Here is a 24,765-nt window from a genome sequence, read left to right on the forward strand (position 1 = left end):
TGAACGGCAGCCCGCAGAACCAGGAGAAGCCCATGTCCCTCACCACCACCACGCACCTGAACTTCCGCGGCACGGCCCGGAAGGCGCTCGACTTCTACCGCTCGGTGTTCGGTGGCACCGTGCACGCCGCGACCTACGCCGAGGTGGGCATGCCCGCGGACGCGCCCGGTCCGGACCGGATCGTGTTCGGCCAGCTCGACGGCGACCACGGGATCCGGCTCATGGCGTACGACATCCCCGGGCTGGACGACCCGGCGACCACGGCGGGCTCGACGCGGCGGGAGAACGGCGCGACCCTCACCGACCGCGCGTTCTTCCAGTCGCTGCGGGCGGACACCCTCCCCGAGCTCGAGGGCTACTGGGTGGCACTGGCGGAGGGGGCGACGGTGATCGAGCCGCTGGCCGCCTCGCCGTGGTCGCCCGGCTTCGGCATGCTGACCGACCGCTTCGGCGTCACCTGGGTGCTCGACGTCGCCCGCTGAGGCAATCTGCAACTGCACAGTTGCGCTCCCTGGATCGATGTGCAACTCTGGCCTTGCATTTCGATCCAGGGAGACCCATGACCACCACCGCGCAGATCCGCACCCGCGTGCGTCCCGCCGTCGTCCTCACCGTGCTGTTCGCCGGAGCCTTCGTGATGGGCTGCGCCGAGATGCTCGTCGTGGGAATGATCGACCTGATCGCCGAGGATCTCGCCGTCTCGCTGTCGGCGACCGGCGCTCTCGTCACCGCCAACGCCCTCGGCCTCGCCGTCGGAGGACCGCTGCTCGCCTTCCTCACGACCCGGTTCGATCGCCGCGCCGTGCTGATCGTGTCGGCGACGGTGTTCCTGCTGGCCACCCTGCTCCCCGCGCTGTTCGCCGACTACGCGCTGTTCCTGGGCGTCCGAGTGGTCGTCGGAGCCGTGCAGGGGCTGTTCATCGCGGCGGGCATGGTCACCGCGACGGCGATCGTTCCCCCGGAGCGGTCGGGGCGGGCGATGGCGGTCGTGATCTCGGGGTTCGCGACCGCCAGCGCACTGGGGCTGCCGCTCGGCACACTCCTGGGCCAGACGGTCGGATGGCGCGGCTCGTTCGCGGCGGTCGCCGCCGCGGCGGCGGTCGTGCTGGTGCTCCTGATCGCCGTCCTGCCCTCCGTTCCGGCCGCGGAGAGCGGCCGAGCGCTCGGACAGGCACGGGCGGCGTTCGCCCCGCGCGTGCTCGCGGTGCTGAGCGTGAGCTTCCTGACCTTCGCGGCCATGCTCGCCGCGATCACCTACCTCGTGCCGTTCCTCGCCGAGGTCACCGGGGTGAGTGGCCCGCTCGTCACCGTCTACCTGCTGCTGTACGGCGTCTCGACGACGCTCGGCTCCGCGCTGGGCGGGCGCTTCGCCGACCAGAACGCCGCCCGCATGCTCGTCATCGGAGCCGTGGGTGTGCTCGGGTCGCTGGCGCTGCTCCTCATCGGCGGCGGTCACCCGTGGATCGTCGGCCTCGCGGTGCTGGGCATCGGACTGTTCGGCATGGGCACGGCGCCGTCGATCCAGCATCGGGTCGTGGCACTGTCGGGTCGCGGTGCTCCCCTGGCGGCGTCGCTGCCGGCGTCCGCGGTGAATGCGGGCATCGCGACCGGGTCGCTCATCGGCGGTCTCGCGCTCGACGCCGGGGGCGCCTCCGCCGTCGCCGTCGCGGGCATGGCCGTCGCGACCGTGGCGATCGTGGCCGCCGCGGCCTCGGGACGCCTCCGCCCGCCCGCCTGATCGAGGCTGCCCGCGACAGCGTGAGGCGGAGCCGGGATGACCGTCGCGCGTCAGACCGGGGGCCACTGCGGGTGGCGGGCCACGGCCACGCGGGCGGAGAGGTCCGCGAGCACCGGGGAGCCCGTGCCCGCGGCGGCATCCGCGTCGGACAGGCCCAGGGCGTCGGCGAGGCCGAGCGCGAGCAGGGCGTGCCCGGCGGCGCTCGGGTGGAACGCGTCGTCGAGCAGCCCCCACGGCATGTCCTCGTTGCCCGGACCGGTGCCCGCGGAGAACGCGGTGAAGGCGGCGTGCTGGTCGACCAGGATCACGCCCTCGGTTTCTGCGACGTCGCGGATCGCCTGCGCGAAGTCACCGATGCGGGCGCGGTCGGGCGCATGGAGCAGGTCGACCGCGGGCGGGGTCTGCAGCACCGGCACGGCGCCGAGGTCGCGCACGCGTCGTACGAACTCCGCGATCGACCGTGCGAACGCGGACACCTCGATCACGGGGTCGAGCCACTGCGTGGTGCAGTCGTTCGTGCCGATCATGAGCGTCACCACGTCGGGCCGCCAGTGGGCCACGCGGCGCTCGAAGTCGTCGAGGATCAGGTCGGCGCGCCAGCCGGTGATGGCCGTGTTGATCACGGTGTCCTGCACGCGCCCGCGGTCGCCCCGGATCAGCTCGTGCAGGTGCTCGACGTAGTTCCTGGCGCCGCGGGTGTGGATGAGGCCGTGCGTGATCGAGTCGCCCGTGCACACCCAGGTGACCGGCGCCCCGGAGGCCAGGAGCCCCCGGAGCGCCGTGCGGTCGTCGGTCATCCGGTGACCTTGAGCTGCACGTCGATGAACCGCGGGCGGTAGATCGAGGCGTCGTCGTACACGTCGCCCACGTTGTCGAATGTGTTCACGTTGTACGACACCAGGATGCGGTTGCCCTGGCGCAGGTTCGGGTGCTCGTGCGCGTTGTAGGTGAACACGTCGGGGTCGCCGTAGCTGCCCAGCGCTCCGGTCTCGGGCGTGCGGTACAGCTCGACCGGGTCGGTGAACGGGCCGATCGGCGAGCACGAGGTGCGCGCGACGATGCGGGTGCTGAACAGCTCCGAGGTGTCCTGCGTCACGAGCAGGTAGCCGTCGCGGTAGGGCGCGACGCTAAACTCGTTCGCGACGTACGGCACCACGGGCACCGCGTCGGTCTCGGCGGCCGACCATCCGGTGCCGTTCCAGTAGGTCCAGGTGCCCGTGAGGCCGTCGCGGTCCTGCACGCGGGCGACGTAGGCGGAGCGCACTCCACCCGGGTCGGCGATGCCGTAGACGTACGTCGTGCCGCGCTCCTCCAGCGTCCACGAGCCCCAGTTGATGCCCGTCGCGGAGGGGAGGTCGTCGATCGACTCGAGCTGCAGCGTCTGCCCGTCGAGCGTGGCCAGCCGGTTCGCGGTCCACGCGAAGTCCCACTGGCCGGTGCCGGTGCGCGCGAACTGCAGCAGCGGCACCTGCACGGTCCCGTCGCGGCCGGGGGTCGGGTCGCCGATCCAGTACCACTTGCCGTCGGGCTCGGGCGGGATGATGCCGGCCGGGTCGTCGGGGGTGCCGCCGGTGATCGTGGTCAGGTTCCCCCGGCGGTCCTGCACCACCACGGAGTTGTTCACGAAGGGGGAGTCGGTGGGCCGCGAGCCGTCGGGGTTCACGGTGCCGAGGAACGTGTCGGAGAAGAACCATCCGGTCTTCCCCCTGCCGAGCGGCAGCGAGTAGGTGCTGTCGCCGCCGGTCCATTCGCCTCCCGTGTTGCCGTAGGTGGTGAACGTGTCGGTGAGGCCCTGGTTCACGCTCGCGGTGGCGGTGAGCGTCTTGTCGACCAGGGAGCACTGGCCGGGGCCGCTGCCGTGTCCTCCGCCGGCGGGCACCGCGGCCGTCGCGGGTGCGGCGAACAGCGCTCCGGCGCCGAGGGCTGCGGCGGCGAGACCTGCCGCGATCGTGCGTCTTCTCATATCGATCACTCCTTCGTGTTCGGGTGGTGCGGGGGTGGTGCGTCTGGGGGCCTGTCGTCTCGTCGGTTGCGCGGGCTTTCGAGAGAGCGGAGCGAGAGGAAGGGCGTCATCGGCCAGGGGTGCGGGTGATCCCTCCGGCCGCGTCGATGTCGTACGCGCGCTCGCCGACGCGCAGGCCGCGCAGCACGGCGTGCGGGTCGAGGGCGGCCACGCAGCCGGCGGCCCGCACCGTGCCGTCCGCGGCGACCGACACCCCGAACAGCGCCTCGACCACGAGCTCGATCCAGGCGCCAGACGACGAGCACGCCCAGTCGATGATGTACGGCAGCTGGGGTGGGGCCTTGCGGGCGCCGCCGTTGATGCCGGGCACCGCCTCGTCCACGAAGTGCGCCTGGCCCATCGGGCCCTGGTTCGCGGTGCGGGAGAGCCCCTCGACCCAGGCCGTCAGCACCTCGGGTGCTCCGAGGGCTGCGAGCGCGCGCCCGGCGTCGGCGGGCCAGGCGGGGTAGGCGCCGTTCCACTGGTGGTCGGGGCGCGGGCTGTAGCTGGCGTCGGGGTCCCAGGGCGAGAGCGCCCGCATCCAGTTGTCGGTCTGCAGCTCCCGCTGGAAGAACGCGACCATGTCGTCGCGCACGCCCGGGGCGAGGTCGTCGGCGATGGTGGTGCCGACGATGCTGAAGTCGTAGCAGTGGCGAACCGGCAGCAGCGTGCCGTCGGGTTGCCCGGCGGCGAAGATACCGGTCCCGGGGAGGTACCGCTCGATCACCGCGGGCAGCAGCGCCTCGGCGTCGGCGCGCAGCTCGGCCGCGGCGGTCTCGTCTCCCTGCAGTGCGGCGAGGTCGGCGGCCGTGCGCATGCTCCACACGTTCGCGGCGTTGAGGCTCGCGACCTCGTGCGTGTAGGAGCTGACGCACTCCAGCAGGTTGTCGATCTCGCCGTAGTCGGCCAGCGCGGTGTCGCGACGTAACTCCTTCCAGTTCGTCGCCCACTCCCGCACCGACCGGGCGACCGTCTGATCCCCCACGATCTCGTCGAGGAAGGCCACGTCGCCGGTGAACCGCACGTAGTCGTGCACGAGCCGGGTCATGGCGTAGTCGTTCACCGAGTACCAGCGGCCGACGGGGCCGCCCGTGAGCGAGGAGGTGCCGAAGTGCGAGTGGATGTCGAGGGAGATCCAGTGCCGCACCTGCGCCCGCATCTCGTCGGGGTCGAGCAGGGCGTGGCTGACGGAGCTGAGGCTGTAGTCCCAGATGAACGTGGTGGTGCCCCAGTAGTTCGGCATCAGCGTGTCGTACGACCGCCCGAGCACGTTGCCGGCGAAGTCGCGGCGGAACCAGATCACCCCGAGCACCGCCCACCAGTACAGGCGCCGCAGCGGCTCGGACGCGGTGTCGAGCAGCGGCAGGGCGCCCGAGAACTCGGTGTCGGCGGAGTCGAACGCGGCCCGCATCTGCCGGTTCCAGAACTCCTGCGCGGCGGTCAGGGCCGCGGGCACGTCGGCCGACACGAGCGCGTACGTGCGGGCGGCGTCGTCGCGCGAGAGGCCGAGCGCCTGCACGTAGGCCGTGCGGGAGACGGCGCCCGCCGGCACGGTGAGCACGGCCGACAGCTCGCCGCCGCGACCGTTGCCGCCGATGCCCGTGTCGAACGCGTCGGGCAGCTCGGCCACGCCGCTCAGCGCCGCGGATCCTCCGGTGAGGCCCTGCACGCTCCACGCCGCGGCATCGGCGGAGGCGAAGACGAGGCACTCGCCGTCGACCGTGGCGGTGTCGCGCTCGGAGGGCGACTCGGCGTCGAGCCAGGCGTCGGCGGAGCGGGTCACGCGTGCCGCGGCCGAGAGCCCGATGCGCACCTCGCGGTCGGTCGCTCCGGTGTTGCGCACCGCGATGTCGATCGCCACCGCCGTCCGCCCCGGCACGCACACGGTCGTCGTCTCGATCTCGAGCTCGCCCACGGTCGCCCGCCGCACCACCCGGTCGGGCCGCCACTCGTGCGTGACGGCGACGCCGTACGACGCGAACAGCCGGCCGTCGACGAACAGCACCGCGGTCTGCGTGAGCCCCTGCGACACGGGCGGGAACTGCACGGCGCTGAGTGCGGTGAGGTCGTGATCGACGCGCACCGTGCCGAGCATGTTCGTCAGGCCCGTGGGCGCGATCATGTCGTCGTAGTGATGCGTGACCGCATCGGCGACCAGATCCTCGACGGTGGGGATGAGGGGATTCATGATGCCTTTCGAGGCGGAGGGGGATCAGTACTGGCCGAGCGCGAGGCCCTTGGCGAAGAACCGCTGGGTGCAGAGGAACAGGATGACGGTGGGCAGCGACACCAGCACGGCCGCGGCGAGCACGACCGACATCTGCGCGCCGCCGTAGGTGCTCTGCATGCCCGACAGCGTGGTGATGATGGGGCGGATGTCGTCGGACTGGCTGAGCGTGAGGCCGAGCAGCAGGTCGTTCCACACGAACGTGGCCTGCAGGATGAAGATCGCGACCAGCGCGCTCGACGCCATCGGCAGGTACATCCGGGTGAAGATGCGCCAGGTGGTGGCGCCGTCGAGCACCGCGGCCTCGAACACGTTGTGCGCGACGCCGGTGAAGAAGTTGCGCATCACGAACGCCGAGAACGGCACCGAGATCACGGTGTAGATCATGATCATGCCGAGCCGGGTGTCGAAGAGCCCGGTGCGGGAGTAGGCGTCGAACAGGGGCAGCAGCACCATCTGCAGCGGGAACACCGTGCCGCCGAAGATCACGACGAACCACAGGAAGCCGCGCTTGAGGCGCAGGGCCACGATCGCGAAGCCGGCCGCCGCCCCCACGAGCACGGCGATGGTGGGCGACACGATCGAGTAGATGAGGGTGCTGACGATGCTGTCGCCGATGCCGGAGAGCTCGAGCGCTTGGCCGAAGTTCTCGAACAGGTGGAAGTCGGTGGGGATCCACGACTCCTTCGACGTGAAGGTGGTCGGGTCCTTCATGGCATTCACGACCAGCAGGTACGCGGGCAGCAGCCACACGATCCCGAGGACGACGAGCACGGCGGTGCGGATGATCTTCGACATCACATCTCCTTCTTCGGGGAGAGCTGCTGGCGCAGGTACAGCACCGACGCGACGAGGGTGATCACGGTCAGGAACACCGCGATCGCGGAGCCGAGGCCGTAGTCGCTGTTCACGAACGTCTCCTTGTACATCGTCAGCGCGAGGGTCTCGGAGACGGTGCCGGGTCCGCCCTTGGTCATGCCCCACACGATGTCGAAGGTCTTGAGGCTCGCGACGATCGAGAGCCCGACGACCACGGCGGTGAGCGGGCGCAGCATGGGCCACAGGATGCTCGTGAAGAGCCGGACGCCGCCGGCGCCGTCGATGCGCGCGGCCTCCAGGGGCTCCTTCGGGATGGCCTGGAGCCCGATCGTGAACAGCAGCGCGTTCACGCCGACGCCCTGCCACGACGAGGCGATGATCATCACGACGGTGTTGAGCGGGGCGTCGAGCAGCCACCGGGGCGGGTCGGTGATCCCGAACGCCGCGAGGGCCTGGTCGAGCGCGCCGCCCGAGGAGAGGATGAACGACCACACCACGCCGACGCCGATGCCGGAGAGGGCGTAGGGGATGAGGAACGGGAGGCGCAGCCAGATGCCCCCGCCGAGGTTCCAGGTGAGCAGCGCGATCGCCAGGCCGATGCCGACCGGGATGATCAGGGTGCCGATCACCCAGAGCACGGTGTTCATCGCGGAGCCCACGAAGTCGGCGTCGGTGAACATCTCGACGTAGTTGTCGAGCCCGATCCAGTCGGGGCTGCCGAGGCCGTTGTACGACGTGAAGCTGAGGAACACCGTCCACAGCAGCGGGAGGTAGAGCAGGACCGCCACCAGGATCACGCCCGGGGCGACGAAGCCCCGGGCGGACCACTGGTACGGCGTCTTCTGATGCGCCATCCGCTCGCTTACTCCTGCTCTGCCCAGTACTTGTCAGCCGTCGCCTGGATCTTCTCCAGGAACGGCATCGGGTCGCCCGGGTTGGCGTTGAAGGCGCCGAACTGCTCGATCGCGGTGGTCACGATCTCGGTGGGCATGGCCTCGAAGAACCGGTCGTAGAGGGAGTAGTCGTCGCCGGCGATCTGCTCGCCGAGCTCGGCCAGGGCGGGGTCGGCGACCTCGGCCTTCGGGTTGAACGCCACGTCGCCGTGGGCGTCGTTCCACGCGGTCTGCGCCTCGGGCGACATCCACCACTCGGCGTAGGCGAGTCCGAGGTCGCGCTGCTTCGAGTTCTCGGCCGTGCAGATCGGGCCGGACTCGACGGCCACCGGGGTGGTGTCGAGGTCGCCGTTCACCGCGGGGATCGCGAACATGCCGTAGTCGTCGGTGGTCATGCCGGCGCCTTCGAGGTTGCCGGCGAAGAACGTGCCGAAGTTGATCATGGCGTAGTCGCCCTGCTTGAGCCCGACCGCGGGGTCGGTGGTGCTGCCCGCGTCGCTGAACCAGCCGTTCTCCTGCTCCTCGAGCCACACGTTCATGACGTCGACGATCTCGGGGTCGGTGTACTTCACGTCGCCCGTGGTGAGCCCGGCGTACAGGTCGGGGTCGGTGGAGGCGACGAGGTGCTGGAACCACTGGAAGGTGAACAGCACGCTGGTCTGGTAGTACGGGGTGACCCCGGCGTCCTTCAGGGTCTCGGCGGCGGTGTTCAGCTCGTCCCACGTGGTGGGCACCTCGATGCCGTTGTCGGCGAAGGCGGCCTTGTTGTAGAACATGATCCAGTAGGCGATGTTCATGGGCACGCAGTACTGCTTGCCGTCGAACGTGTAGCTGTCGCGCAGGTCTTCGCTCACCCAGCCCTCGTCGACGGCCTTGCTCCAGATGTCGGTGGTCTCGGCCACCAGGCCCTCGTCGACCAGCTGCTTGAGCGAGTCGCCGGTGTGCCACGTGAACAGGCCGGGCGACTTGTCGGTGCGGAACGACTGCTTGATGAAGGCGTCGTACTGGTTGGCGTCGGAGTAGCCGGTGGTCTTGAGGGTGATGTCGACGGCGTCGCCGCTGACCTCGTTGAGCGACTCGAAGTCGGGCTTCCACGCCGCCTTGTCGGTGTAGAAGTTGAGCGTGCCGGTGACCTCTCCGCCCTCGGCGCCTCCGCCTCCGGAGTCGCCGGAGCAGCCGGCGAGAGCCAGGGTGCCGAGGAGGAGACCGGCCGCGGCGGCGGCGATCGTGCGTCGCGAAATCATTCAGAACTCCCTTGTTCGTGTTGGTATCGTTACCAGAAATCTGGTCTCACGATACCGAGGTGATGACGGCGGTGCAAGGGATTCCCGGGTGGGATCCTCGCGGTGATGTCTCGTGCTGTGTGTCGGGTGTCGATGTTCGTGTCGGGTGTCGGTGTTCAGTTGTCACCCGTGCGCGTGCCGCGCACGGAGGCCTTGACGGTCGCGAAGCGCGGGCTCCGCGAGTTCTCGGTGCGCTCGATCCGGTACGCGCCCACCGCGGCCGGCACGATGAAGGTCTCGGCGTAGTGGATCACGAAGGGCTCGAACGATGCGGTCGGGCTGACCACCCGCACCTCGTCGCCCTCCACCAGGTTGAGCACGTTGACCGTGCCCTCGGTGTCGTGATCGGCGCCCTGCGCGAACCAGTGCCGGCGCACCTCGATGAACTCCAGCTCGTGCAGTCCCGTGCGCTCCTCGGTGACCTCGTCATCGGTGTGCACGGTCTCGACGCGGTCGACCAGGTTCTCCATCACCCAGGTGGTGTCGCGGTCCCACTGGATGTTGCGGGCGCCGTGGTCGAGGTGCACGGGGCGGGGGATGCCGTCGAGGCCCACGCGGCCCCAGTCCCACAGCTTGAACGTGAAGATGAACGGCGTCGCCGAGATCTCCAGCACCATCGAATTCGATCCCGATGCGTGCACGGTGCCCGCGGGGATCAGGAAGTGGTCGTGCTTGCGGGCGGGGAACGAGTTGACGTACTTCTCGGCGGGGAACGGGTGCTCGCCGTCCTGCGCGGTCGCCAGATCCTGCAGCATCTCGGCGGGGTCGATGCCCTCCTTGGTGCCCAGGTACACGACCGCGTCGTCGCCGACGTCGAGCATGTAGTAGCTCTCGTCCTGCGTGTAGTGCATGCCGAACGTGTTCTGGATGTAGTCCGTCAGCGGATGCACCTGCAGGCTGAGGTTGCCGCCGTCCATCGTGTCGAGGAAGTCGAAGCGGATGGGGAACTCGGCCCCGAAGCGCGCGAACGTCTTGGCGCCGAGCAGATCGACCGGGCGGCTGAACACCAGGTCGAGCGCGGGCAGCTCGATCACGCCGCCGTCGCCCTCCAGCAGCAGCGAGTTCTCCTCGGGCACGCAGTCGAAGCACCACGCGTAGTTGTCCTTCGAGGGGTCGAGCCCGATGAGGTTCTTCATCCACTGCCCGCCCCACACGCCGGGGTCGAAGAACGGCACGACGCGGAACGGGCGGTGCGCCGCATCCTTCAGGGCCTGCCGGAAGGCGGTGCCCGTGATCATGCCCGCGTCGGGGGAGTCGGGGTGCGGTTCGGCCGGGGCGATCGCGTTGCCGTCGAGCACGAAGTCGAGCGTGTCGAACAGCGTGCGCTTGTGGCGGTCGGCCACCCGCCACTCCACGAAGAAACCGCGCTTGTACTTGCGCAGGTTGTCCTCGCCGGGGTTGTCGGCGCGCCAGTTCGTGGCCCCCTGGCGCTGCCGCAGCTGGATCTCCCAGCGGGCCATGTCGACCAGCACGGTCGCGGAGGCTCCGGCCAGACGGTCCTCGAGCAGCGCCGCGCCCCAGCCGACCACGACCGTCGGGGTTCCGGTGATCGCGGCCGCGAGGGCGTCGAGGCGCTCGGCGTCGTAGAAGTCGTCCAGGGTGAAGTGGCTCATGACGCCGAAGACCCGGTCGTCGGTGAGGTTCGGGGCGATCAGCCGCTCGACCTCGGCGACCGGACGCGCCGCGGTCTCCACGTCGGTGAGGGTCCAGGCGGGAAGGGCGGCCTCCACCTGGGCGGCGAGCGCGGGCACGTCGACGCCGGGGTAGGTGTCCACCAGCAGCACGGGCGCCGTGCCGGTCACGCGGGCGCGGGCCTCGGCGAGCTCGGCGGCGGCGGCCCACGCCTCGGCGCCGCGCAGGATGCGCTCGCCCGGCGGCAGCGCCACGGTCGGCTGGGTGTCGTAGCGACCCCGGGTGGTGTGCCCTTCGTGCATGTCGCTGATCGGCGCGGTCACTGGTCCTCCTGCGGTGGTGCGGTGCGGGGTGCGGTCGTCGGCTCCGGGGTCCCCGATGGGGCCGGGCGCGACGAGGGGTTCGAGGGTGCGGGTGGGGCGGCGGTGGCGGACGCCGCGGCGGCGCGGGCGAGGACGCTGAGGCCGCGGGCGACCGAGAGCTCCGGCTCGGGTGGGACGACGAGGCGCGGGGGCGTGAGCGACGGCCACAGGTGTGCGCGCAGGTACTCGTCGACGGGCGTGCTGATCGCGGCGCCCGCGCGGAGGATGCCCCCGGAGAGGATCACCACGGCCGGGTCGTAGGAATGCACGAGGCTCGTGACGACCGCGCCCCACACGTGCAGGAAGCGGTCGCGGAGCTCGGGGTGCGCGTCGGTCGTGAAGACCTCGGTCATGCTCACGCCCGCCGGCAGGGCGCGGGTGCTGGCGAGCGCTTCACCGCAGCCGATGTTGCCGCACGGGCAGGTGGGGCCGTCGAGGTCGACCGTGAGGTGTCCGCCGAGGATGCCCGCGTGACCCGTGCGGCCGCGGAGCGCGACCCCGTCGAGGAGCGCGGCCGTGCCGATGCCCGTGCCCAGTGTGACCAGCACGGCGTCGCGCTCGCCGAGGGCGCTGCCCGCGGAGGTCTCGCCGATCAGCGCCGCGCGGGCGTCGTTCTCCACCACGGCGGGCAGCCCGAACTCCGCGCGGGCCCAGGTGCCGAGGTCGAAGTCGCGGAGGAAGTCGTACTTGGCGTTCGCGTGCCGCATGCGCCCGGTCGCGGGGTCGACCACGCCGGGGACGGCGATGCCCACGGCGTCGGCCTCGGCACCGAGTTCGCTCAGGAGACGGCGGGCGTCGAGGGCCGCGTCGGCGAGGTCGGCGGCGGTGCCGCGCACGGGGAGCCGGTTCGACGCGAGGACGCGGTCGCCGTCGATGACGGCCAGCTTGATCTCGGTTCCCCCGAAATCGATGCACAGCTCCATCCGGCCTCCTCGTCGATGATTGGTAACGTTATCAATGAGGGCGGAGGGTGTCAACCATCCGCGGCAGGGGTGGTTCAGCGCACGCCGCGGAGCGACACCGGCAGCTCGACCTCGCGGGCGGGCGCCTCGCGATCGCCGCCGTCGAGACGGTCGAGCAGCAGGCGGGCGGCCGTGCGACCGAGCTCTCGCGGGTCGTGGTCGATCACGCTGATGGGCACGGGCGACAGCTCGGCGAGCTCGAAGTCGTCGAAGCTCAGCAGCTCGGGGAAGTCGGCCGGAGCACGAAGCCCCGTGGCGAGCTGCGTGCTGATCTCCTTGAGCGCGCCGATCGCGTTGCGGTTGTTGGCGCAGAAGATCGCCGTCGGCGGGTTCTTGGCCCGCAGCAGCGCGCGGGTGGCATCGCGCGCCTGCTCGACGGTCTGCTGGTTCGTGGCGACCAGGTGCGGGTCGACCCGGAGGCCGCGCGTCTCCATCGCCCGCACGAACCCGGCATGGCGGCGCTCGCCGGTGAAGATCGACAGGGCGTTGCCGAGATAACCGATGCGGGTGTGACCGCCGTCGATCAGGGCCGTCGTGCCGCGGAACGCGCCGTCTTCGTCGGCGAGCACCACGCTGTCGGCCGCGAGCCCGTCGATGCGGCGCGAGGCCAGCACCACCGGCACGCCCTGGTTCTGCGAGTGCGCGAGGTGCGTGGAGGTGGTGCTCGCGGGCACCACGATGAGTCCGTCGACGCGACGCCCGAGGAAGTCGCCGACGAGCTCGGCCTCGCGGGCGGCGTCCTCCGAGGTGTTGCCGAGCAGGATGCGGCGGCCGGTGAGGGCGGCCTCCTCCTCCACGCCGAGTGCGAAGGTGCTGTAGTACGGGTTGGCGATGTTGGTGATCGCGACGCCGATGAGTCCGCTGCTGTGACCAGGGCGGATGCTGCGGGCGTTCTCGTTGCGGTGATACCCGAGCTCGGCGACCGCGGCGAGCACCCGCTGCTGCACCTCGGGCTTCACGTTCACGCCGCCGGACAGCGTGCGTGACACCGTCATGGGGCTGACGCCCGCGCGCTGGGCGACCTCCTTCACGGTCGGCCGGTGCGCCCTCTCGCTCATTCCTGCCTCCGAGCCGTGGTGTCCGCGATCTGAAGGGAACGTTATCAGCGAAGCCGCGCGGCGGCGGTCAGGGTGCGCGAGGTCCGCCGTGGATCGGAGGAGTTGTGCGCAGATGCGGCCGGCGCCGTGGGCGGAAACACGGTGTCAAGGCCCTCTTCGCTGTCGGTTGCCCCACGTAGAAAGGAGGGACGACGAAAGGCAGGGGCATGGCCGCAGGTGACATCGAGACCTTCTCGCGCAATGGGATCTGGTTCAACCGCATCCAGGGCGAGTCGCACACGCTCGGGAGCAGCTTCGAGTCGATGGACGAGGCGGTGAAGGTCGGTCGCGGGGCGGCGGTCGCGCGTCAGGTGCAGCACTTCGTGCGCACCGAGGAAGGGCCGTCCGAGGATGTCGCTCCGAACGAGGCGCACCCGCGCGACCTGATGTGGTGACCGCACCGATGCTGCTGCAGGTGTGCGCGAACGGCGCGCGCGAGGTGGCGTCGCATCCGTGGCTGAGCGCCGACGAGACGGTGGTCGCGCAAGACGCCGCGGCGGCGCTCGAGGCCGGTGCGGCGGAGGTGCACGTGCACCCGAAGGATGCGTCGGGCCGGGATTCGCTCGACTCGCGGGACGTGCAGCGGTGGCTCGGGGCCGTCCGCGCGGCATGCCCCGGTGTGCCCGTGGGCGTGACGACCGGTGCATGGGCGGAGCCCGACGTGTCGCGACGGCTCGCCGCGATCGAGTCGTGGACCGAGCTGCCCGACTACGCCTCGGTGAACTGGCACGAGGCGGGGGCCGATGAGGTGGCCGCCCTGCTGCGGCGTCGCGGGATCGGCGTGGAGGCGGGGATCTGGGACGCGGCGGGCCTGGAGGTGTGGCGGCACTCGCCGGTGCGCGGGGACTGTGTGCGGGTGCTCGTCGAGCTGCCCGACGAGGCGGCCGAGGTGGTGCGTGCGCACGCGGAGGGCCTGGTCGCGCACGTGGCCAAGGAGGAGCCCGACCTGCCGATCCTGCTGCACGGGGAGGAGCGGTCGGCCTGGCCCGCGCTCGACCTCGCCGTGGAGCTCGGGCTCGACACGCGGATCGGCCTGGAGGACGTGCTGCTGCTTCCCGACGGCACCGATGCCCCCGGCAACGCCGCCCTCGTCCGGGCGGCTCGCGCCCGCGGCGCCGGGGTGTGACCCCGGGCCCGGTGGCGTGCGGGGTCGAAACCGCTCCTCCCCGGGCGGCTTCCGGTGCGTTTCCCACCCCGCACGGCCCGCATCCGGGCCGGCTCAGGCCTCCCAGCCGCGCCACTCCGGGCGGTCGACGATGCAGAAGCGGTTGCCCTCGGGGTCTTCCATGATGATGTAGTCCGCGTCGTCGGGCCGGCCGTCCCAGCGCACCTCGCGCGCCCCGAGCCCGGCCAGTCGCCGGACCTCGGCGGCCTGGTCTTCGGCGTAGATGTCGAGATGGATGCGCGGCGGCAGCACCCGCTCGGAGTGGTGGGCGTCGAGCGCGATGCACGGCGTCTCGGCATCGCGCGGTTTCAGCACGAGCCAGTCGTCCTCGGCGGGGTCGCGCTCCACATAGTCGAGGGCGGCCTTCCAGAACGCGGCCTGGGCCGGGAGGTCGTTCACGCGTATCACGATCGACACGATCTTCAGCATGCCCGGGAGTGTACGGGCGGCTCGGGAGGGGGGACAGGGCCTTGCGGACCGATGCGGGTGCGCTCCGCGGACCCGGGCGGCGTGCGCGTCTGCGCGCGAGTCTCCTCCGTCTCACCCCGTAGCCCGCACCCCGCACCCGCAGCCCGCGCACCGCGGCTCACCACAACTCACATCACTCCTGCGGATCCCGGCGCCGCCGCGTCCGTCCGCCCGAAGTCGCTCGTGAGCCACGCCTCCACCGACGCGAAGGGGAAGTCACGCGGGGTGTGCGTGCCCGGAAGGATCCGCGCGTGCCGCATCCGGTCGAGGCGGAACAGCCGCCAGTCGTCGCGATCGAGGTCGAATGCCACGACGTACCACCGCGACGTCCGCCGCACGTGGCGGTGCGGCTCGATGGTCCGCGCGGAGGCGGTGCCGTGCTGGTCGGTGTAGTCGAAGGTGAGGCGCGAGCCCTGGGCGACCGCGTCGGCGAGGGTGCCGACGAGTGCCCAGTCCACGGCGGCCGTCTCCGGCTGGAGGATCTGCGTCGACAGGGCGGTGGCGGCGGCTCGGCGGCGCAGCGCGGGCGGCAGGGTCTGTTCGAGTTTGGCGCGGGCGACCGCGGGCGCGGGGTCGGCGGGGTCTCCGGTCTCGAGCACGAGCAGAGCCGTGATGATCGTGGTGACCTCGTCCGCGTCGAGCAGCAGCGGAGGGATGCGGGTGCCGGGGCGCAGGCGGTAGGCGGCGCCGGGTCCGGGTCGGGAGTGCACGTCGTAGCCGAGGTCGCGGAGGCGTTGCGCATCGCGGCGGACGGTCCGGGCACTCACCTCCAGGCGTGCGGCGAGCTCGGGCACGCTCCACTCGCCGCCGGTCTGCAGGAGGGACAGGAGACGGAGCGTGCGGTTCGACGGAGTGTCCACGCCTCCATGATCCCGCGAGATACGGCCAGGATCAGGCCGTATCTGGTTCTAACGTGGGCGGACATCGAACGAGAGGATCCCTCATGCGCATCGCTGTCACGACCCCGAACGGCCATGTCGGCCGGCACCTGACGCGGATGCTGGTGCGCGCCGGCGTCCGTCCGCTCCTCCTCACGCGCACCCCCGATCGCATCGCGGCGGAGCTGCGGCCGCACGTCGAGATCGCCCGCGCCGACTCGCAGAACGCCGAGGAGGTGAGCGCCGCGACCCGGGGCGTGGACGCCCTGTACTGGGTGGATCCGTCGGTGATGTCGGAGGATCCGCTCGCCGACTACGCGCGGGCGACGGACGCCCTGGTGGGCGCGGTCGCGCGGAACGGCATCGGGCGGGTGGTGTTCCAGAGCAGCGTCGGTGCCGAGAAGCGTCACGGCGCGGGCGAGATCGACGGGCTCGCCGCGACCGAGGTGGCGCTCGACGCTCTGGGCATCGCTGTGACCCATCTGCGCTGCGGCTACTTCTTCAGCAACCTGCTGCTCGACGCGGAGTCGCTGCGGGCCGGGCGGCTGTCGACGGTGCTGCCGCTCGATTCGACGATGCCGTGGGTGGCGCCGCGCGACATCGCCGAGGTCGCCGCGCTCACCCTGCTCAACCGCGAGTGGAGCGGGCGGCGGGTGCAGGCGGTGCACGGGCCGGAGGATCTGAGCTGGGCGCAGGTCGCCGGCATCCTCACGCACGAGCTCGGCCGCGAGGTCACGGTGGAGCGCATCGCCGACGACGACCTGCGTCAGGGCCTGCAGGCTGCGGGCATGCCGGAGGCTATGGCGGAGGCCGTGTTGGGCATGTCCACCGGGCTGCGCGACGACTTCACCCCGGAGCAACCGCGCTCGCTCGTGACCACGACCCCCACGACCCTGCGGTCCTGGGTGCGGGACGAGCTTGTGGGGGTGGTGTAGCCGTCAGCGCATGAAGCCGTCCTGCACGCGACCCCCGGCACGGGCGAGCTCCTCGTCCGCGCGTGCCGCGAACGCGGTGAGGTCGCCGTGGAGCAGGGGTGCGGCGAGGCGCTCCGCGCGGGCGGGGTCCAGGTCGCGGAGCCGCCGCGGGAGGTACTTGCCCGTTCCGATCCAGTGCCGTTCGGTGAGCAGCACGAGCTCCGCGACCCGGGAGAACAGCGTCCAGGCGATGACGTTCCGCTCCAGGTCGTCGGTGGCGTCGCGCAGATCGTCGAGCAGGTCGGTGATCATGTAGCGCCGCAGCGCGAGCTCATGCTCGTCCATGGTCGGGCCGTCTGCGAGTCGCGCGCCCCACTCCTCGCGGAGGGCGGTGAGGGCCTGGCCGCCGCGCACCTCTTCGCCTTCGACGAGCATGTGGACGATGACGGGCCGGTGCTGATCGATCCCGCCGCGCGCCCATTCCCGGTAGCCGTCGTGCGTGTACGCGAACACCTCGAAGATCTCTCCCTCGAAGCGGTAGGTCGCGGCCAGGCTCGTCCCGCCGTTCGGAAACAGCGCGTCGCCGATCACGAGGAGGTCGATGTCGCTGGAGGCCGTCCGGTCGCCGCGGGCCGTGCTGCCGCCGATCACCGCGATCTCCGCCGCCGGGAACTCCCGCTCGATGAAGCGCTCACACAGGTCGAGGTACGTCATCCGGGCATCGTAACGACAGTGCACCTCGCCCCGGGCGCAGGCCGCTCTCACCTGCCGCATCAGACCCGCGCCCGCACACGAGTAACGCCCCCGCCGTTCGGGTCGGCGGGGGCGTCGGTCTCACGCAGTCGCGTTACTGGACGGACCAGCCGCCGTCCGAGGCGAGGATGGCGCCGTTGATGTTCACGGCGTCGTCCGACAGCAGGAACGTGATCGACGCGGCCAGGTGCTCGGCGGTCGCGACGGTGGGGATGGCCTGCTGGAACGGGGCGAGGCGCCCGGAACCGTACTCCGACATGTGCGGGGGCATCGGGATGCCGGTGGCGACACCGCCGGGGGCGACGGAGTTCACGCGGATGCCCTTCGGTCCGTACATGAAGGCGGCCGACTTGGTGACGCCGATGATGCCGTGCTTGCTGGCCGTGTAGGCGTTGCCCGAGGCGTTGCCGCGGAGGCCGGCCTCGCTCGAGACGTTGAGGATCGCGCCGTGTCCGGCCTTCTCCATCACGGGGATGACCGCGCGCATGAGCTTGAACGGGGCGGTGAGGTTGATCGCGATGACGCGGTCCCAGACGGCGTCGGGGGTCTCGCCCGCGGGGGAGAAGTCGTCGTTGATGCCGGCGACGTTGGCGAGGCCGTCGATGCGGTCGCCCGCGGCGGCGAGGACGGCGTCGATGGCCTCCTGCTTCGTGAGGTCGCCCGCGACCGTGACGATGTCGGCCTCCGGGAGCTCGGCCGTGAGGGCGCCGAGCTTCTCGGCGGCGATGTCGCTCGCGATCACGCGGCCGCCCTCGCGGGCGATGCGGGAGGCGGTGGCCTTGCCGATGCCGGAGGCGGCGCCCGTGACGATCACGGTCTTGCCGGCGAAGCGGCCGGCGGTGACCTTCTCGGTCCAGCCCTCGGAGGCGTCGTCTTCGGGGATCTCGCCGTTGTTGGCGGCGCGCACCAGGTCGTCGACGACCGACTGCGGGAGCTGGCCCTGGCTCATGGCGACGAGCTGCTGCAGGGGCAGGCCGAGCACGGGGGTGAGAAGCCCGGGGTCGGCGCCCGTCTGCTCGAAGAGTCCCCGGATGAGCGGGCCGCCGGTCGGGTCGTTCATCCAGTCGCCGATGGTGGAGTGTGCGGTGAGGGCCATGCTCTTTCTCCTTGCTCGGGTTTCGCAACGGTGCGTCTACTTATGTTCCAGTGTACGCCTCTGTACGCTCGATGGGTGCCCCGACCTCGCAGCGAGAAAGCCCGCCAGTCCGTGCTGGACGCGATGCGTCGCGCGCTCGCCGAGGACGGCTACGAGGCCGTGACGATCGAGGGTCTTGCGGAGGCGGCCGGGGTGTCGAAGCAGACCATCTACCGGTGGTGGAAGACGAAGGCCGCGATCCTCGGCGAGGCGCTGCTCGAGGGCACCCTGCCAGGCGCGGACGTGACGGTACCGATGACCGACGACCTCGACGCGGATCTGCGGGCCTGGTTCACGGCGGTGTCCGCGGGGCTCGCCCGGCCGCAGGGGGTGGCGCTCGCGCGGGCGCTGATCGAGGTGACCGCGGCCGACCCCGAGCTCGGGCTGGTGTTGAACGAGAAGCTCGCGGCGCCGATCCGCCAGTGGGTCGGCGACCGCATCGCGCGCGGTCGTGCGGCCGGTGTTGTGCGGGAGGACGTGGACGCCGCCGCGATCGCGGATCAGTTCATCGCGATGGCCTCGTACGCCGCACTGATCGGTCGGCCCCTGAGCGCCGAGCGCGTGGAGGAGACGGTGCTCCTGCTCCTCCGCGGGATTGCCCAGGGCTGAGCCACCACCACCGATATACAACGGCCGGAGGGTGTGCACTTTTCTGGACTCCGCATCGACCCCTGTGCCAGCGTTCATGACGAATCGATCGCGGGGGCTGTGCGGGGATGCGTCGCGTCAGATTTCGCGAGCACGCCCTTCACCGCGGTCGGGGGAAGGGAGACAGCAATGCGCATCAAGGAGCCCTCGGGGCAGGTCGGATATGTCCTCGTTGTCGTGATCGGAATTCCGCTTGTCCTTGTCCCTCTGAGCGTCGTCAGCTTCGAGCTCGGCGTCATCTGGGCCGTCGTGGCGCTCGTTTCCGCGGCGATCGTGTCGGCGCGAACATTTCGCGGGCCGGCAGAGTCGGACGCCAGGAGACCGTGGTGGAGGATGACGTACGCCCGCCGCATGAGCATCGCGCTTGCTCTGTTCTTCTTCGCGCAGGGAGCGTGCGCGTCGATCGCTGCGGGGCAGTTCCCGAATCCGCCACTCGTCTTCGTGGGAGGTGTCGTGCTGGTTCTCGTGGCGGGGTTGTACGTGAACTCGGCGATCAGGATGGGATCCGCGTCCGGGACGGAATAGCGGCCGCGGTTCGGAGACGAACGAGTGATCGCTTCTGGCTAGCCGCGTCTGCGGAGCACCTTTCCCACCACAGCCAACGCGACTCCGAGAAGTATCAGAGCAGCGAGCCAGAGGACCCACGCGACGTCGTGGAACAGCGGGAGGGTCGCGACCGTCGGAAGCGCCGTGCCGAGCAGCACCAGCGCGACGACCGTTCCCCGCTCCCGGGCGGTTCCGCGGGTCGGGCTCCCGCTCACGACTTCTTCTCCGCGCGGTGCCGGGGGCTGTCGGGGTTCATGAGGGAGTGGCGGCGGCCGTAGAGGAAGTAGATGATCAGGCCGATCACGAGCCAGACGGCGAAGCGCAGCCAGGTCTCCCAGTGCAGCTGGGAGATGAGGAACAGGGAGAAGCCGACGCCGATGATCGGGACCACCGGCATGAAGGGCAGGCGGAAGGTGCGCGGGGCGTCGGGCTTCGTGTAGCGGAACACGATCACCGCGACGCACACCACGACGAACGCGGCGAGGATGCCGATGTTCGTCAGGTCGGCGACTGCGCGGATGGGGAAGACGCCGGCGAAGAAGGCGGAGGCGATGCCGGCGATCCAGGTGACGCGCTGCGGCACGCCCCGGCGGTCGACCTTGCTGAACCAGCCGGGGAGGAGTCCGTCGCGGCTCATCGAGAACCAGACGCGGGTCGCGCCGAGGAGGAAGGTGAGCATGACGGTGAGGATCGACAGCACCGCGAACACGGAGATGATGGCGGCGACGACGGGCAGGCCCACGCCGGTGAACGCGGAGGCGAAGCCGGCCTTGGGGTCGATCTCGGTGTAGTTCTGCATGCCGGTGAGCACGAGGGTCGCGGCGACGTACAGCAGCATCGCGATGATGAGCGACAGGATGATGGCCTTCGGCATGTGCTTGCGGCCGTCCTTGGCCTCTTCGGCGGCGGTGCTCATGGCGTCGTAGCCGAACACAGCGAAGAACACGGTGGCGGCGCCGGTGAAGACGGGGCCGAAGCCGCTGGGCATGAAGGGGTCGTAGTTCTCGGTGTTGATGTAGAAGATGCCGAGGCCGACGATGCCGAGGATCAGCGCGATCTTGATGGCGACGGCGACGAGCTCGAAGCGTCCGAACGTCTGGGTGCCGCGGCTGAGGAGGAACGTCACGAGCAGGCAGATCACGATCGCGGGCACGTTGATGGCGCCGCCCGGCACGTCGGCGGTCTCGGTGACGGAGAGCGGCAGGTGGATGCCGAACCCGGAGAGGAACGCGTCGAGGTAGCCGGCGATGCCGATGGCGACCACCGCGACGATGGCGACGTATTCGAGCAGGAGGTCCCAGCCGATGAACCAGCCGACGACTTCGCCGAGCGCGACGTACCCGTAGCTGTAGGCGGAGCCGGCGCGGGGGATCATGCCGGCGAACTCGGCGTACGACAGGGCGGCGGCCGCGGAGGCGAGCCCGGCGATGAGGAACGAGATGAGCACGGCCGGTCCCACACCCGGGTTGGCGGCGTCGCCGTGTGCGACGAGTCCGGCGAGCGAGAAGATCCCGACGCCGATGATGCCGCCGACGCCGATCGCCGTGAGCTGCCACAGGCCGAGCGACTTGTGCAGGCCGCTGCGCGCGGCCTCCTCCGTCATGTCGCTGACGGGCTTGCGCCGCCAGACCGAGCGGGACGGGGTCTTCGAGGTGTCGGGCATCATCGCCTTCCGGTCGGGCTCGCGCAGGGTGCTGCGCGAGGTCCTGTGCCGCACGCGGGTGCACGCGCGGGGTCGTCCGCGGCCGGGGGCGGCGCCGGGTGGAGCGCCTGTCTGCCGAGGGGACCAGTGGCACGCTACCCCGAACGGTGCCGGCGCGGTGATATGCAGGGAAGGATGTGGTCAGAAGTCGCCATCGGCGACCTGGAAGCAGACCAGGTCACGGGGCATGTGGTGAGGCTAGCGGCTTCGTCGCCTCCGTCCGTCCGTCGGTGAAGCGCGCCTGGGCGCGGTCGTGGCGGCGGGGCACTTCGACGTGCTGCGTGGCGGCGGCGAGTCCCATGCGCTTGGTGGAGACGTAGACGCTCTCGGCGGTGTCGACGAGGAACGTCTCGTGCCACACGCCCACCGCGCCGGGGGCCTTGCGGGCGGCGCGGTTGAAGGCAGTCCAGGCGGGGCGGTGCTCCTGGTTCGGGTTCGAGGCGTAGGCGTAGAGCTTCTCGACCGACGACCAGAACTGCACGACGTAGGGGCCGCCCGAGCCGAGGAGCAGCTGGTAGCCGAGCAGCCCGGAGTCGGGGTCCGTGCTGAGCTCGCGGAGCATCCGCGGCATCGCGACGAACGCGGGCAGCCACAGGTCGGGCCGCCACCAGCGGTTGATCTGCATGCCGATGTGGAACACGACGAGCTCGCCGTCGTGGTGGTGGGTCATGCGGCCCGTGACGACCTGGGACATGGTGTCTCCTTCGTATGGATAGCGTCACTATCCATACTGGATAGCGCTACTATCTATGTCAAGAGGTGGCCATGAGGATTTCCGAACTGTCGGCGCAGACCGGCGTGACCGTGCCGACGATCAAGTACTACCTGCGCGAGGGGCTGCTCCCCGAGGGCGAGCGGACGTCGCCGACCCAGGCCGCGTACGGCGAGAAGCACGTGGAGCGGCTGCGGGTGATCCGGGCGCTGCTCGACGCCGGCGTGAGCATCGCCGAGACGCGCCGGGTGCTCGGCGCGCTGGACGACCCGCCCGCGAATCCGCACGAGCTACTGGGGACCGCGCACGCCGCGATCACCCCGCCAGTGGAGGAGTCCGTGGATCTGGCGGATGCTGAAGCCCTGGTCGAGGGGCTCGGGTGGAAGCCGGGGATGTGCGACGAGGCAGTGCTGCACGCGGTCGCCCGGGCGTTGGACGGCCTGGAGCGCGCGGGCTTCGTCGTGCCGAAGGCCGTGATGCGCGAATACCTGCGGTCCGCGCGACGCATCGCGGATGCCGAGATCGCAGGGGTCCCGGGGGAGTCCGCGGAGGCGGCGGTGCAGTACGTGGTGTTGGGGTCGGTGCTGGTGGAGCCGCTGCTGTTGGCGCTACGGCGGGTGGCGCAGCAGGTGAGCTCGGGGGAGCGGTTCGGGGCTAGCTCCTGAATGCAGCGGCGAGGCGCTTGCGAAGCGCGGGGTCACACACATATACGTACGTCCCGCGCATCCCCCGCGTGAGCAGCACCCCATAGATGTTGCGGATGAAGGTCAGCAGGTCGTCGTCGCCGAACGAGTTCTTGAGATGGCCGGTGTTCTCCTTGCCTTTCTTGTCGCGATAACTCTCGCGGTCCGCAACGATCCGGCCGGTTGTGGCGTCTACGCGGAGGTCCGGCCCGATGATGACGCCCGCGTAGTTGAGGTCGTATCCCTGGACGGTGTGGATCGACCCGACCTCCTCGAGCGCTCCCGGTGAATTGATCCAGTCCTTATCTGTTCCGTTCCACCGCAGGCGCTCGCCGTCGAGCTCTATGTCGAACTCGTCGGGGTTCTTCTTGGACACCCAGTCCCACGCGTAGCCTGCGACGAGTCGCGAAAGACCGACTTCGGCGTCCTTATATCGGATCGCTTCGCGCATCTCGCCGAGGTCATCGAAGAGGTGGAGTTCATACTCGCCGAGGTCGGGGAGCACTGGCGCTTCCTCCCGCAGCAGCGCGCGGATGAACTCGACGTAATCGACTCCCGCCCGTACGCGCATCTGGGTGGTCAGACGGAAAAAGCGGTGCGCGTCCTTCGCCGCTCTCACCTCGGCATCGAGTGCAGATGGCGCGAGATCATGTGGCCGCACGCTTTGCTCGCCATCCACCAGCAGGAGTTGATGTCTGCTTCGAGCTTTGATCCAGTCGAGCTGTGTGTAAGTGGGGTCGTCTTCGCCGAACAGAGCCGCATTGATGTCTCGGAACTTCTTGTTCTGCACGCCCGATGCTTGGTTCGCGCGCTGGCCCAACCGATGAGTCTCGTCGACGAGTACGAGGTCGAACTCGTCATCCGATTCGCCCAGTTGGAACGGTGACATCACCATTCCCGCGTTGAGCTTCGGCGTCTTCTTGAACACCTTCTTCACGGACTCCCTGAGCGACTGCTGAGGAATCACAAGAGCCATGCGAAGGCTCTTGAGTAGCTCACGATTTTCCGGAACAAAGAACTCGGAGAACATCGAGTCCGGCTCGACGCCGTCGTGATCCTGGTAGTCGCGGATGTCGGCGAGCAGCTTCATGAGGAAGATCGCGATGATCGTCTTGCCCGTTCCCGGGTTGCCCTGAACGACGAGCGTCGACCGGGCGGAGGGATCGTGAAGATCGTCGAGTAGGCCCTCGAGAATGTCCATGATCGCGACGCCCTGGTCGTCCGTGAGGGCCTTAAAGGGCGACAGCTTGAAGAGATCGGAGTTCTCGATCTGCGGGATGGTTCGGGAGAAAAGCCCCTCGGCGCGGAGAGCCTCGAACACGTCCCGGAAGGACTCACGGTAGAGGTCGCGATCGTAGTATTGCGCGTCCGTGAGGCCGTCGTTGCCGTTGAGGATGCGATATCGGCCGTCACCGGAGAACCACCGAATAAGGTGCGACTCGAGGTCGAGGCACACGGATTTGTTGAAGGTGTGGTCAACGACGACCCGGATCGACTCGAGAGCCTCGTGCCGCTTTGATCCCGCGAGGTGCTGACGCATCCGGCTCGCGGCGTTCACCGTTTCTCCGACATAGAGCCCGGGCGACGTGCGCTGAGTGCTCCCCTCGATCACATAGACGACAGGCCAATTGGTGTGCCGGGTGTCGTCACGGGCCCACGCATCGACGGCGTCGCGTTGAAATGGGAGCCGCTGGATGCTGAACTCTGTCACTCGGGCGCCTCGGACAGCTGGGTGTACTTCGTCATGCGCCCTTTCGCGAGTTCCACGGGGTACTTCGCCTTCGTCGACTCCAGCTTCTTCATGACGATGTCATCAAGGTCGGCACCAAGCTTGTTCGCAAGGTGGATGCAGTACGTGATGACGTCTGCCAGTTCGGCCTCCACCTGCTCCCGGTCGAAGTCCGCAGACCACTGGAAGCACTCGAGAAGCTCGCCCGCTTCGATCGAGATGCTCTTCGCCAGGTTCTCCGGAGAGTGGAACTGATCCCAATCTCGCTCGGCGACGAAGGCGCGAAGGGCGGCAAGGGTCTCCTGGCTCGGCATGGGAGCGACGCTAGCAGTTAGGGACTCGGGCGACTGGGCGCGAACGAGCGGTTCGCCGCCTCCGCGCCATGATCACCGATGAGTCGTCCCGAACTGGCGGCCG

The 24,765-nt window shown here is 70.0% G+C and carries 26 protein-coding genes; 8 read left to right on the plus strand and 18 right to left on the minus strand.

Features of this window, described 5'->3' with window-relative positions:
• Positions 1 to 32: 32 nt before the first annotated feature.
• Both ACWGQ1_RS00880 and ACWGQ1_RS00885 read left to right on the plus strand, forming a co-directional pair.
• A complete protein-coding gene (locus tag ACWGQ1_RS00880) occupies positions 33 to 482 on the plus strand; it encodes a VOC family protein (protein ID WP_452312176.1) in 450 nt (149 codons plus the stop codon).
• A gap of 77 nt (positions 483 to 559) precedes the next feature.
• Positions 560 to 1,738: an MFS transporter gene (locus tag ACWGQ1_RS00885; protein WP_452312177.1), complete on the plus strand. Its 1,179-nt coding sequence runs from the start codon at positions 560 to 562 to the stop codon at positions 1,736 to 1,738.
• Positions 1,739 to 1,788: 50 nt separating this feature from the next.
• On the opposite strand, the gene ACWGQ1_RS00890 is transcribed toward ACWGQ1_RS00885, so the two are convergent.
• The 9 genes from ACWGQ1_RS00890 to ACWGQ1_RS00930 all read right to left on the minus strand — a co-directional run bounded on the left by ACWGQ1_RS00890 (position 1,789) and on the right by ACWGQ1_RS00930 (position 12,976).
• On the minus strand, positions 1,789 to 2,535 hold the full coding sequence (locus ACWGQ1_RS00890; protein WP_136035859.1) for an SGNH/GDSL hydrolase family protein: 747 nt from the start codon (positions 2,533 to 2,535) through the stop codon (positions 1,789 to 1,791).
• Positions 2,532 to 3,701 carry a DUF4185 domain-containing protein gene (locus ACWGQ1_RS00895; RefSeq protein ID WP_168443076.1) on the minus strand — a complete coding sequence of 390 codons (1,170 nt, stop codon included), beginning with the start codon at positions 3,699 to 3,701 and terminating at the stop codon, positions 2,532 to 2,534. The genes ACWGQ1_RS00890 and ACWGQ1_RS00895 overlap by 4 nt, the downstream gene beginning before the upstream one ends.
• Before the next feature lie 106 nt (positions 3,702 to 3,807).
• Entirely contained in the window at positions 3,808 to 5,928 is a 2,121-nt protein-coding gene (locus ACWGQ1_RS00900) for a hypothetical protein (RefSeq protein ID WP_452312178.1), read from the minus strand.
• Positions 5,929 to 5,952: 24 nt separating this feature from the next.
• Positions 5,953 to 6,765 (minus strand): carbohydrate ABC transporter permease, encoded by an 813-nt coding sequence (locus ACWGQ1_RS00905; protein ID WP_136031434.1) that lies wholly within the window; start codon positions 6,763 to 6,765, stop codon positions 5,953 to 5,955.
• Entirely contained in the window at positions 6,765 to 7,640 is an 876-nt protein-coding gene (locus tag ACWGQ1_RS00910; RefSeq protein WP_136031436.1) for a carbohydrate ABC transporter permease, read from the minus strand. Before ACWGQ1_RS00910 ends, ACWGQ1_RS00905 begins: the two co-directional genes overlap by 1 nt.
• An 8-nt stretch (positions 7,641 to 7,648) precedes the next feature.
• Positions 7,649 to 8,923 carry an ABC transporter substrate-binding protein gene (locus ACWGQ1_RS00915; RefSeq protein WP_136031438.1) on the minus strand — a complete coding sequence of 425 codons (1,275 nt, stop codon included), beginning with the start codon at positions 8,921 to 8,923 and terminating at the stop codon, positions 7,649 to 7,651.
• A 155-nt stretch (positions 8,924 to 9,078) separates the two neighbouring features.
• A complete protein-coding gene (locus ACWGQ1_RS00920; RefSeq protein ID WP_136035855.1) occupies positions 9,079 to 10,917 on the minus strand; it encodes a class I mannose-6-phosphate isomerase in 1,839 nt (612 codons plus the stop codon).
• Positions 10,914 to 11,879 carry an ROK family protein gene (locus ACWGQ1_RS00925; protein ID WP_378822327.1) on the minus strand — a complete coding sequence of 322 codons (966 nt, stop codon included), beginning with the start codon at positions 11,877 to 11,879 and terminating at the stop codon, positions 10,914 to 10,916. The genes ACWGQ1_RS00920 and ACWGQ1_RS00925 overlap by 4 nt, the downstream gene beginning before the upstream one ends.
• A 74-nt stretch (positions 11,880 to 11,953) precedes the next feature.
• The gene (locus ACWGQ1_RS00930; RefSeq protein WP_136037221.1) at positions 11,954 to 12,976 is read right to left on the minus strand and encodes a LacI family DNA-binding transcriptional regulator; all 1,023 of its coding nucleotides are present in this window, start codon (positions 12,974 to 12,976) and stop codon (positions 11,954 to 11,956) included.
• Between the two features lie 206 nt (positions 12,977 to 13,182).
• On the opposite strand from ACWGQ1_RS00930, the gene ACWGQ1_RS00935 reads away from it, so the two are divergent.
• Positions 13,183 to 13,410 (plus strand): hypothetical protein, encoded by a 228-nt coding sequence (locus ACWGQ1_RS00935; protein WP_136034486.1) that lies wholly within the window; start codon positions 13,183 to 13,185, stop codon positions 13,408 to 13,410.
• Positions 13,407 to 14,141 carry a 3-keto-5-aminohexanoate cleavage protein gene (locus tag ACWGQ1_RS00940; RefSeq protein ID WP_240745436.1) on the plus strand — a complete coding sequence of 245 codons (735 nt, stop codon included), beginning with the start codon at positions 13,407 to 13,409 and terminating at the stop codon, positions 14,139 to 14,141. Before ACWGQ1_RS00935 ends, ACWGQ1_RS00940 begins: the two co-directional genes overlap by 4 nt.
• Positions 14,142 to 14,234: 93 nt before the next feature.
• Here the strand turns inward: ACWGQ1_RS00940 and ACWGQ1_RS00945 are convergent, their stop codons facing one another.
• Positions 14,235 to 14,609, minus strand: a complete 375-nt coding sequence (locus ACWGQ1_RS00945) for a VOC family protein (RefSeq protein ID WP_136037220.1) — start codon at positions 14,607 to 14,609, stop codon at positions 14,235 to 14,237.
• 167 nt (positions 14,610 to 14,776) lie between these two features.
• On the minus strand, positions 14,777 to 15,508 hold the full coding sequence (locus ACWGQ1_RS00950; protein ID WP_136034482.1) for a helix-turn-helix transcriptional regulator: 732 nt from the start codon (positions 15,506 to 15,508) through the stop codon (positions 14,777 to 14,779).
• An 83-nt stretch (positions 15,509 to 15,591) separates the two neighbouring features.
• Between ACWGQ1_RS00950 and ACWGQ1_RS00955 the strand changes: the two genes are divergently transcribed.
• On the plus strand, positions 15,592 to 16,461 hold the full coding sequence (locus ACWGQ1_RS00955; RefSeq protein ID WP_136037219.1) for an NmrA family NAD(P)-binding protein: 870 nt from the start codon (positions 15,592 to 15,594) through the stop codon (positions 16,459 to 16,461).
• Between the two features lie 3 nt (positions 16,462 to 16,464).
• Here the strand turns inward: ACWGQ1_RS00955 and ACWGQ1_RS00960 are convergent, their stop codons facing one another.
• Positions 16,465 to 17,154, minus strand: a complete 690-nt coding sequence (locus ACWGQ1_RS00960) for a nucleotidyltransferase domain-containing protein (protein ID WP_168443172.1) — start codon at positions 17,152 to 17,154, stop codon at positions 16,465 to 16,467.
• Between the two features lie 133 nt (positions 17,155 to 17,287).
• Entirely contained in the window at positions 17,288 to 18,289 is a 1,002-nt protein-coding gene (locus ACWGQ1_RS00965; RefSeq protein WP_136037217.1) for an SDR family NAD(P)-dependent oxidoreductase, read from the minus strand.
• 75 nt (positions 18,290 to 18,364) lie between these two features.
• On the opposite strand from ACWGQ1_RS00965, the gene ACWGQ1_RS00970 reads away from it, so the two are divergent.
• Together ACWGQ1_RS00970 and ACWGQ1_RS00975 are read left to right on the plus strand one after the other, a co-directional pair.
• Complete coding sequence (locus ACWGQ1_RS00970) at positions 18,365 to 18,937, plus strand: TetR/AcrR family transcriptional regulator (RefSeq protein WP_240745435.1); 573 nt, start codon at positions 18,365 to 18,367, stop codon at positions 18,935 to 18,937.
• Between the two features lie 168 nt (positions 18,938 to 19,105).
• A complete protein-coding gene (locus tag ACWGQ1_RS00975) occupies positions 19,106 to 19,501 on the plus strand; it encodes a hypothetical protein (protein ID WP_136037216.1) in 396 nt (131 codons plus the stop codon).
• Positions 19,502 to 19,539: 38 nt separating this feature from the next.
• Here ACWGQ1_RS00975 and ACWGQ1_RS00980 read toward each other — a convergent pair whose 3' ends face one another.
• The 3 genes from ACWGQ1_RS00980 to ACWGQ1_RS00990 form a co-directional block, all read right to left on the minus strand.
• Complete coding sequence (locus ACWGQ1_RS00980; protein WP_136034472.1) at positions 19,540 to 19,737, minus strand: hypothetical protein; 198 nt, start codon at positions 19,735 to 19,737, stop codon at positions 19,540 to 19,542.
• A complete protein-coding gene (locus ACWGQ1_RS00985; protein ID WP_136037223.1) occupies positions 19,734 to 21,185 on the minus strand; it encodes an APC family permease in 1,452 nt (483 codons plus the stop codon). The genes ACWGQ1_RS00980 and ACWGQ1_RS00985 overlap by 4 nt, the downstream gene beginning before the upstream one ends.
• A 217-nt stretch (positions 21,186 to 21,402) precedes the next feature.
• A complete protein-coding gene (locus ACWGQ1_RS00990) occupies positions 21,403 to 21,918 on the minus strand; it encodes a DUF4188 domain-containing protein (RefSeq protein WP_378803199.1) in 516 nt (171 codons plus the stop codon).
• A 71-nt stretch (positions 21,919 to 21,989) separates the two neighbouring features.
• Between ACWGQ1_RS00990 and ACWGQ1_RS00995 the strand changes: the two genes are divergently transcribed.
• Entirely contained in the window at positions 21,990 to 22,601 is a 612-nt protein-coding gene (locus ACWGQ1_RS00995) for a MerR family transcriptional regulator (RefSeq protein WP_452312179.1), read from the plus strand.
• On the opposite strand, the gene ACWGQ1_RS01000 is transcribed toward ACWGQ1_RS00995, so the two are convergent.
• Both ACWGQ1_RS01000 and ACWGQ1_RS01005 read right to left on the minus strand, forming a co-directional pair.
• Entirely contained in the window at positions 22,591 to 24,330 is a 1,740-nt protein-coding gene (locus ACWGQ1_RS01000) for a DNA/RNA helicase domain-containing protein (protein WP_452312180.1), read from the minus strand. The genes ACWGQ1_RS00995 and ACWGQ1_RS01000 overlap by 11 nt on opposite strands.
• Positions 24,327 to 24,662 (minus strand): nucleotide pyrophosphohydrolase, encoded by a 336-nt coding sequence (locus ACWGQ1_RS01005; RefSeq protein WP_378822339.1) that lies wholly within the window; start codon positions 24,660 to 24,662, stop codon positions 24,327 to 24,329. Before ACWGQ1_RS01005 ends, ACWGQ1_RS01000 begins: the two co-directional genes overlap by 4 nt.
• Positions 24,663 to 24,765 lie beyond the last annotated feature (103 nt).

This window comes from Microbacterium sp. NPDC055599 (assembly GCF_053618975.1).

Excerpts from the sequence above, each read along its gene's own strand:
- ACWGQ1_RS00915 (WP_136031438.1), bottom strand. The coding sequence starts at position 8,923 with ATGATTTCGCGACGCACGATCGCCGCCGCCGCGGCCGGTCTCCTCCTC.
- ACWGQ1_RS00975 (WP_136037216.1), top strand. The coding sequence starts at position 19,106 with ATGCGCATCAAGGAGCCCTCGGGGCAGGTCGGATATGTCCTCGTTGTC.
- ACWGQ1_RS00990 (WP_378803199.1), bottom strand. The coding sequence starts at position 21,918 with ATGTCCCAGGTCGTCACGGGCCGCATGACCCACCACCACGACGGCGAG.
- ACWGQ1_RS00955 (WP_136037219.1), top strand. The coding sequence starts at position 15,592 with ATGCGCATCGCTGTCACGACCCCGAACGGCCATGTCGGCCGGCACCTG.
- ACWGQ1_RS00930 (WP_136037221.1), bottom strand. The coding sequence starts at position 12,976 with ATGAGCGAGAGGGCGCACCGGCCGACCGTGAAGGAGGTCGCCCAGCGC.
- ACWGQ1_RS00925 (WP_378822327.1), bottom strand. The coding sequence starts at position 11,879 with ATGGAGCTGTGCATCGATTTCGGGGGAACCGAGATCAAGCTGGCCGTC.
- ACWGQ1_RS00985 (WP_136037223.1), bottom strand. The coding sequence starts at position 21,185 with ATGCCCGACACCTCGAAGACCCCGTCCCGCTCGGTCTGGCGGCGCAAG.
- ACWGQ1_RS00895 (WP_168443076.1), bottom strand. The coding sequence starts at position 3,701 with ATGAGAAGACGCACGATCGCGGCAGGTCTCGCCGCCGCAGCCCTCGGC.
- ACWGQ1_RS00890 (WP_136035859.1), bottom strand. The coding sequence starts at position 2,535 with ATGACCGACGACCGCACGGCGCTCCGGGGGCTCCTGGCCTCCGGGGCG.
- ACWGQ1_RS00995 (WP_452312179.1), top strand. The coding sequence starts at position 21,990 with ATGAGGATTTCCGAACTGTCGGCGCAGACCGGCGTGACCGTGCCGACG.
- ACWGQ1_RS00945 (WP_136037220.1), bottom strand. The coding sequence starts at position 14,609 with ATGCTGAAGATCGTGTCGATCGTGATACGCGTGAACGACCTCCCGGCC.
- ACWGQ1_RS00880 (WP_452312176.1), top strand. The coding sequence starts at position 33 with ATGTCCCTCACCACCACCACGCACCTGAACTTCCGCGGCACGGCCCGG.
- ACWGQ1_RS00910 (WP_136031436.1), bottom strand. The coding sequence starts at position 7,640 with ATGGCGCATCAGAAGACGCCGTACCAGTGGTCCGCCCGGGGCTTCGTC.
- ACWGQ1_RS00935 (WP_136034486.1), top strand. The coding sequence starts at position 13,183 with ATGGCCGCAGGTGACATCGAGACCTTCTCGCGCAATGGGATCTGGTTC.
- ACWGQ1_RS00900 (WP_452312178.1), bottom strand. The coding sequence starts at position 5,928 with ATGAATCCCCTCATCCCCACCGTCGAGGATCTGGTCGCCGATGCGGTC.
- ACWGQ1_RS01005 (WP_378822339.1), bottom strand. The coding sequence starts at position 24,662 with ATGCCGAGCCAGGAGACCCTTGCCGCCCTTCGCGCCTTCGTCGCCGAG.
- ACWGQ1_RS00960 (WP_168443172.1), bottom strand. The coding sequence starts at position 17,154 with ATGACGTACCTCGACCTGTGTGAGCGCTTCATCGAGCGGGAGTTCCCG.
- ACWGQ1_RS00965 (WP_136037217.1), bottom strand. The coding sequence starts at position 18,289 with ATGGCCCTCACCGCACACTCCACCATCGGCGACTGGATGAACGACCCG.
- ACWGQ1_RS00905 (WP_136031434.1), bottom strand. The coding sequence starts at position 6,765 with ATGTCGAAGATCATCCGCACCGCCGTGCTCGTCGTCCTCGGGATCGTG.
- ACWGQ1_RS00885 (WP_452312177.1), top strand. The coding sequence starts at position 560 with ATGACCACCACCGCGCAGATCCGCACCCGCGTGCGTCCCGCCGTCGTC.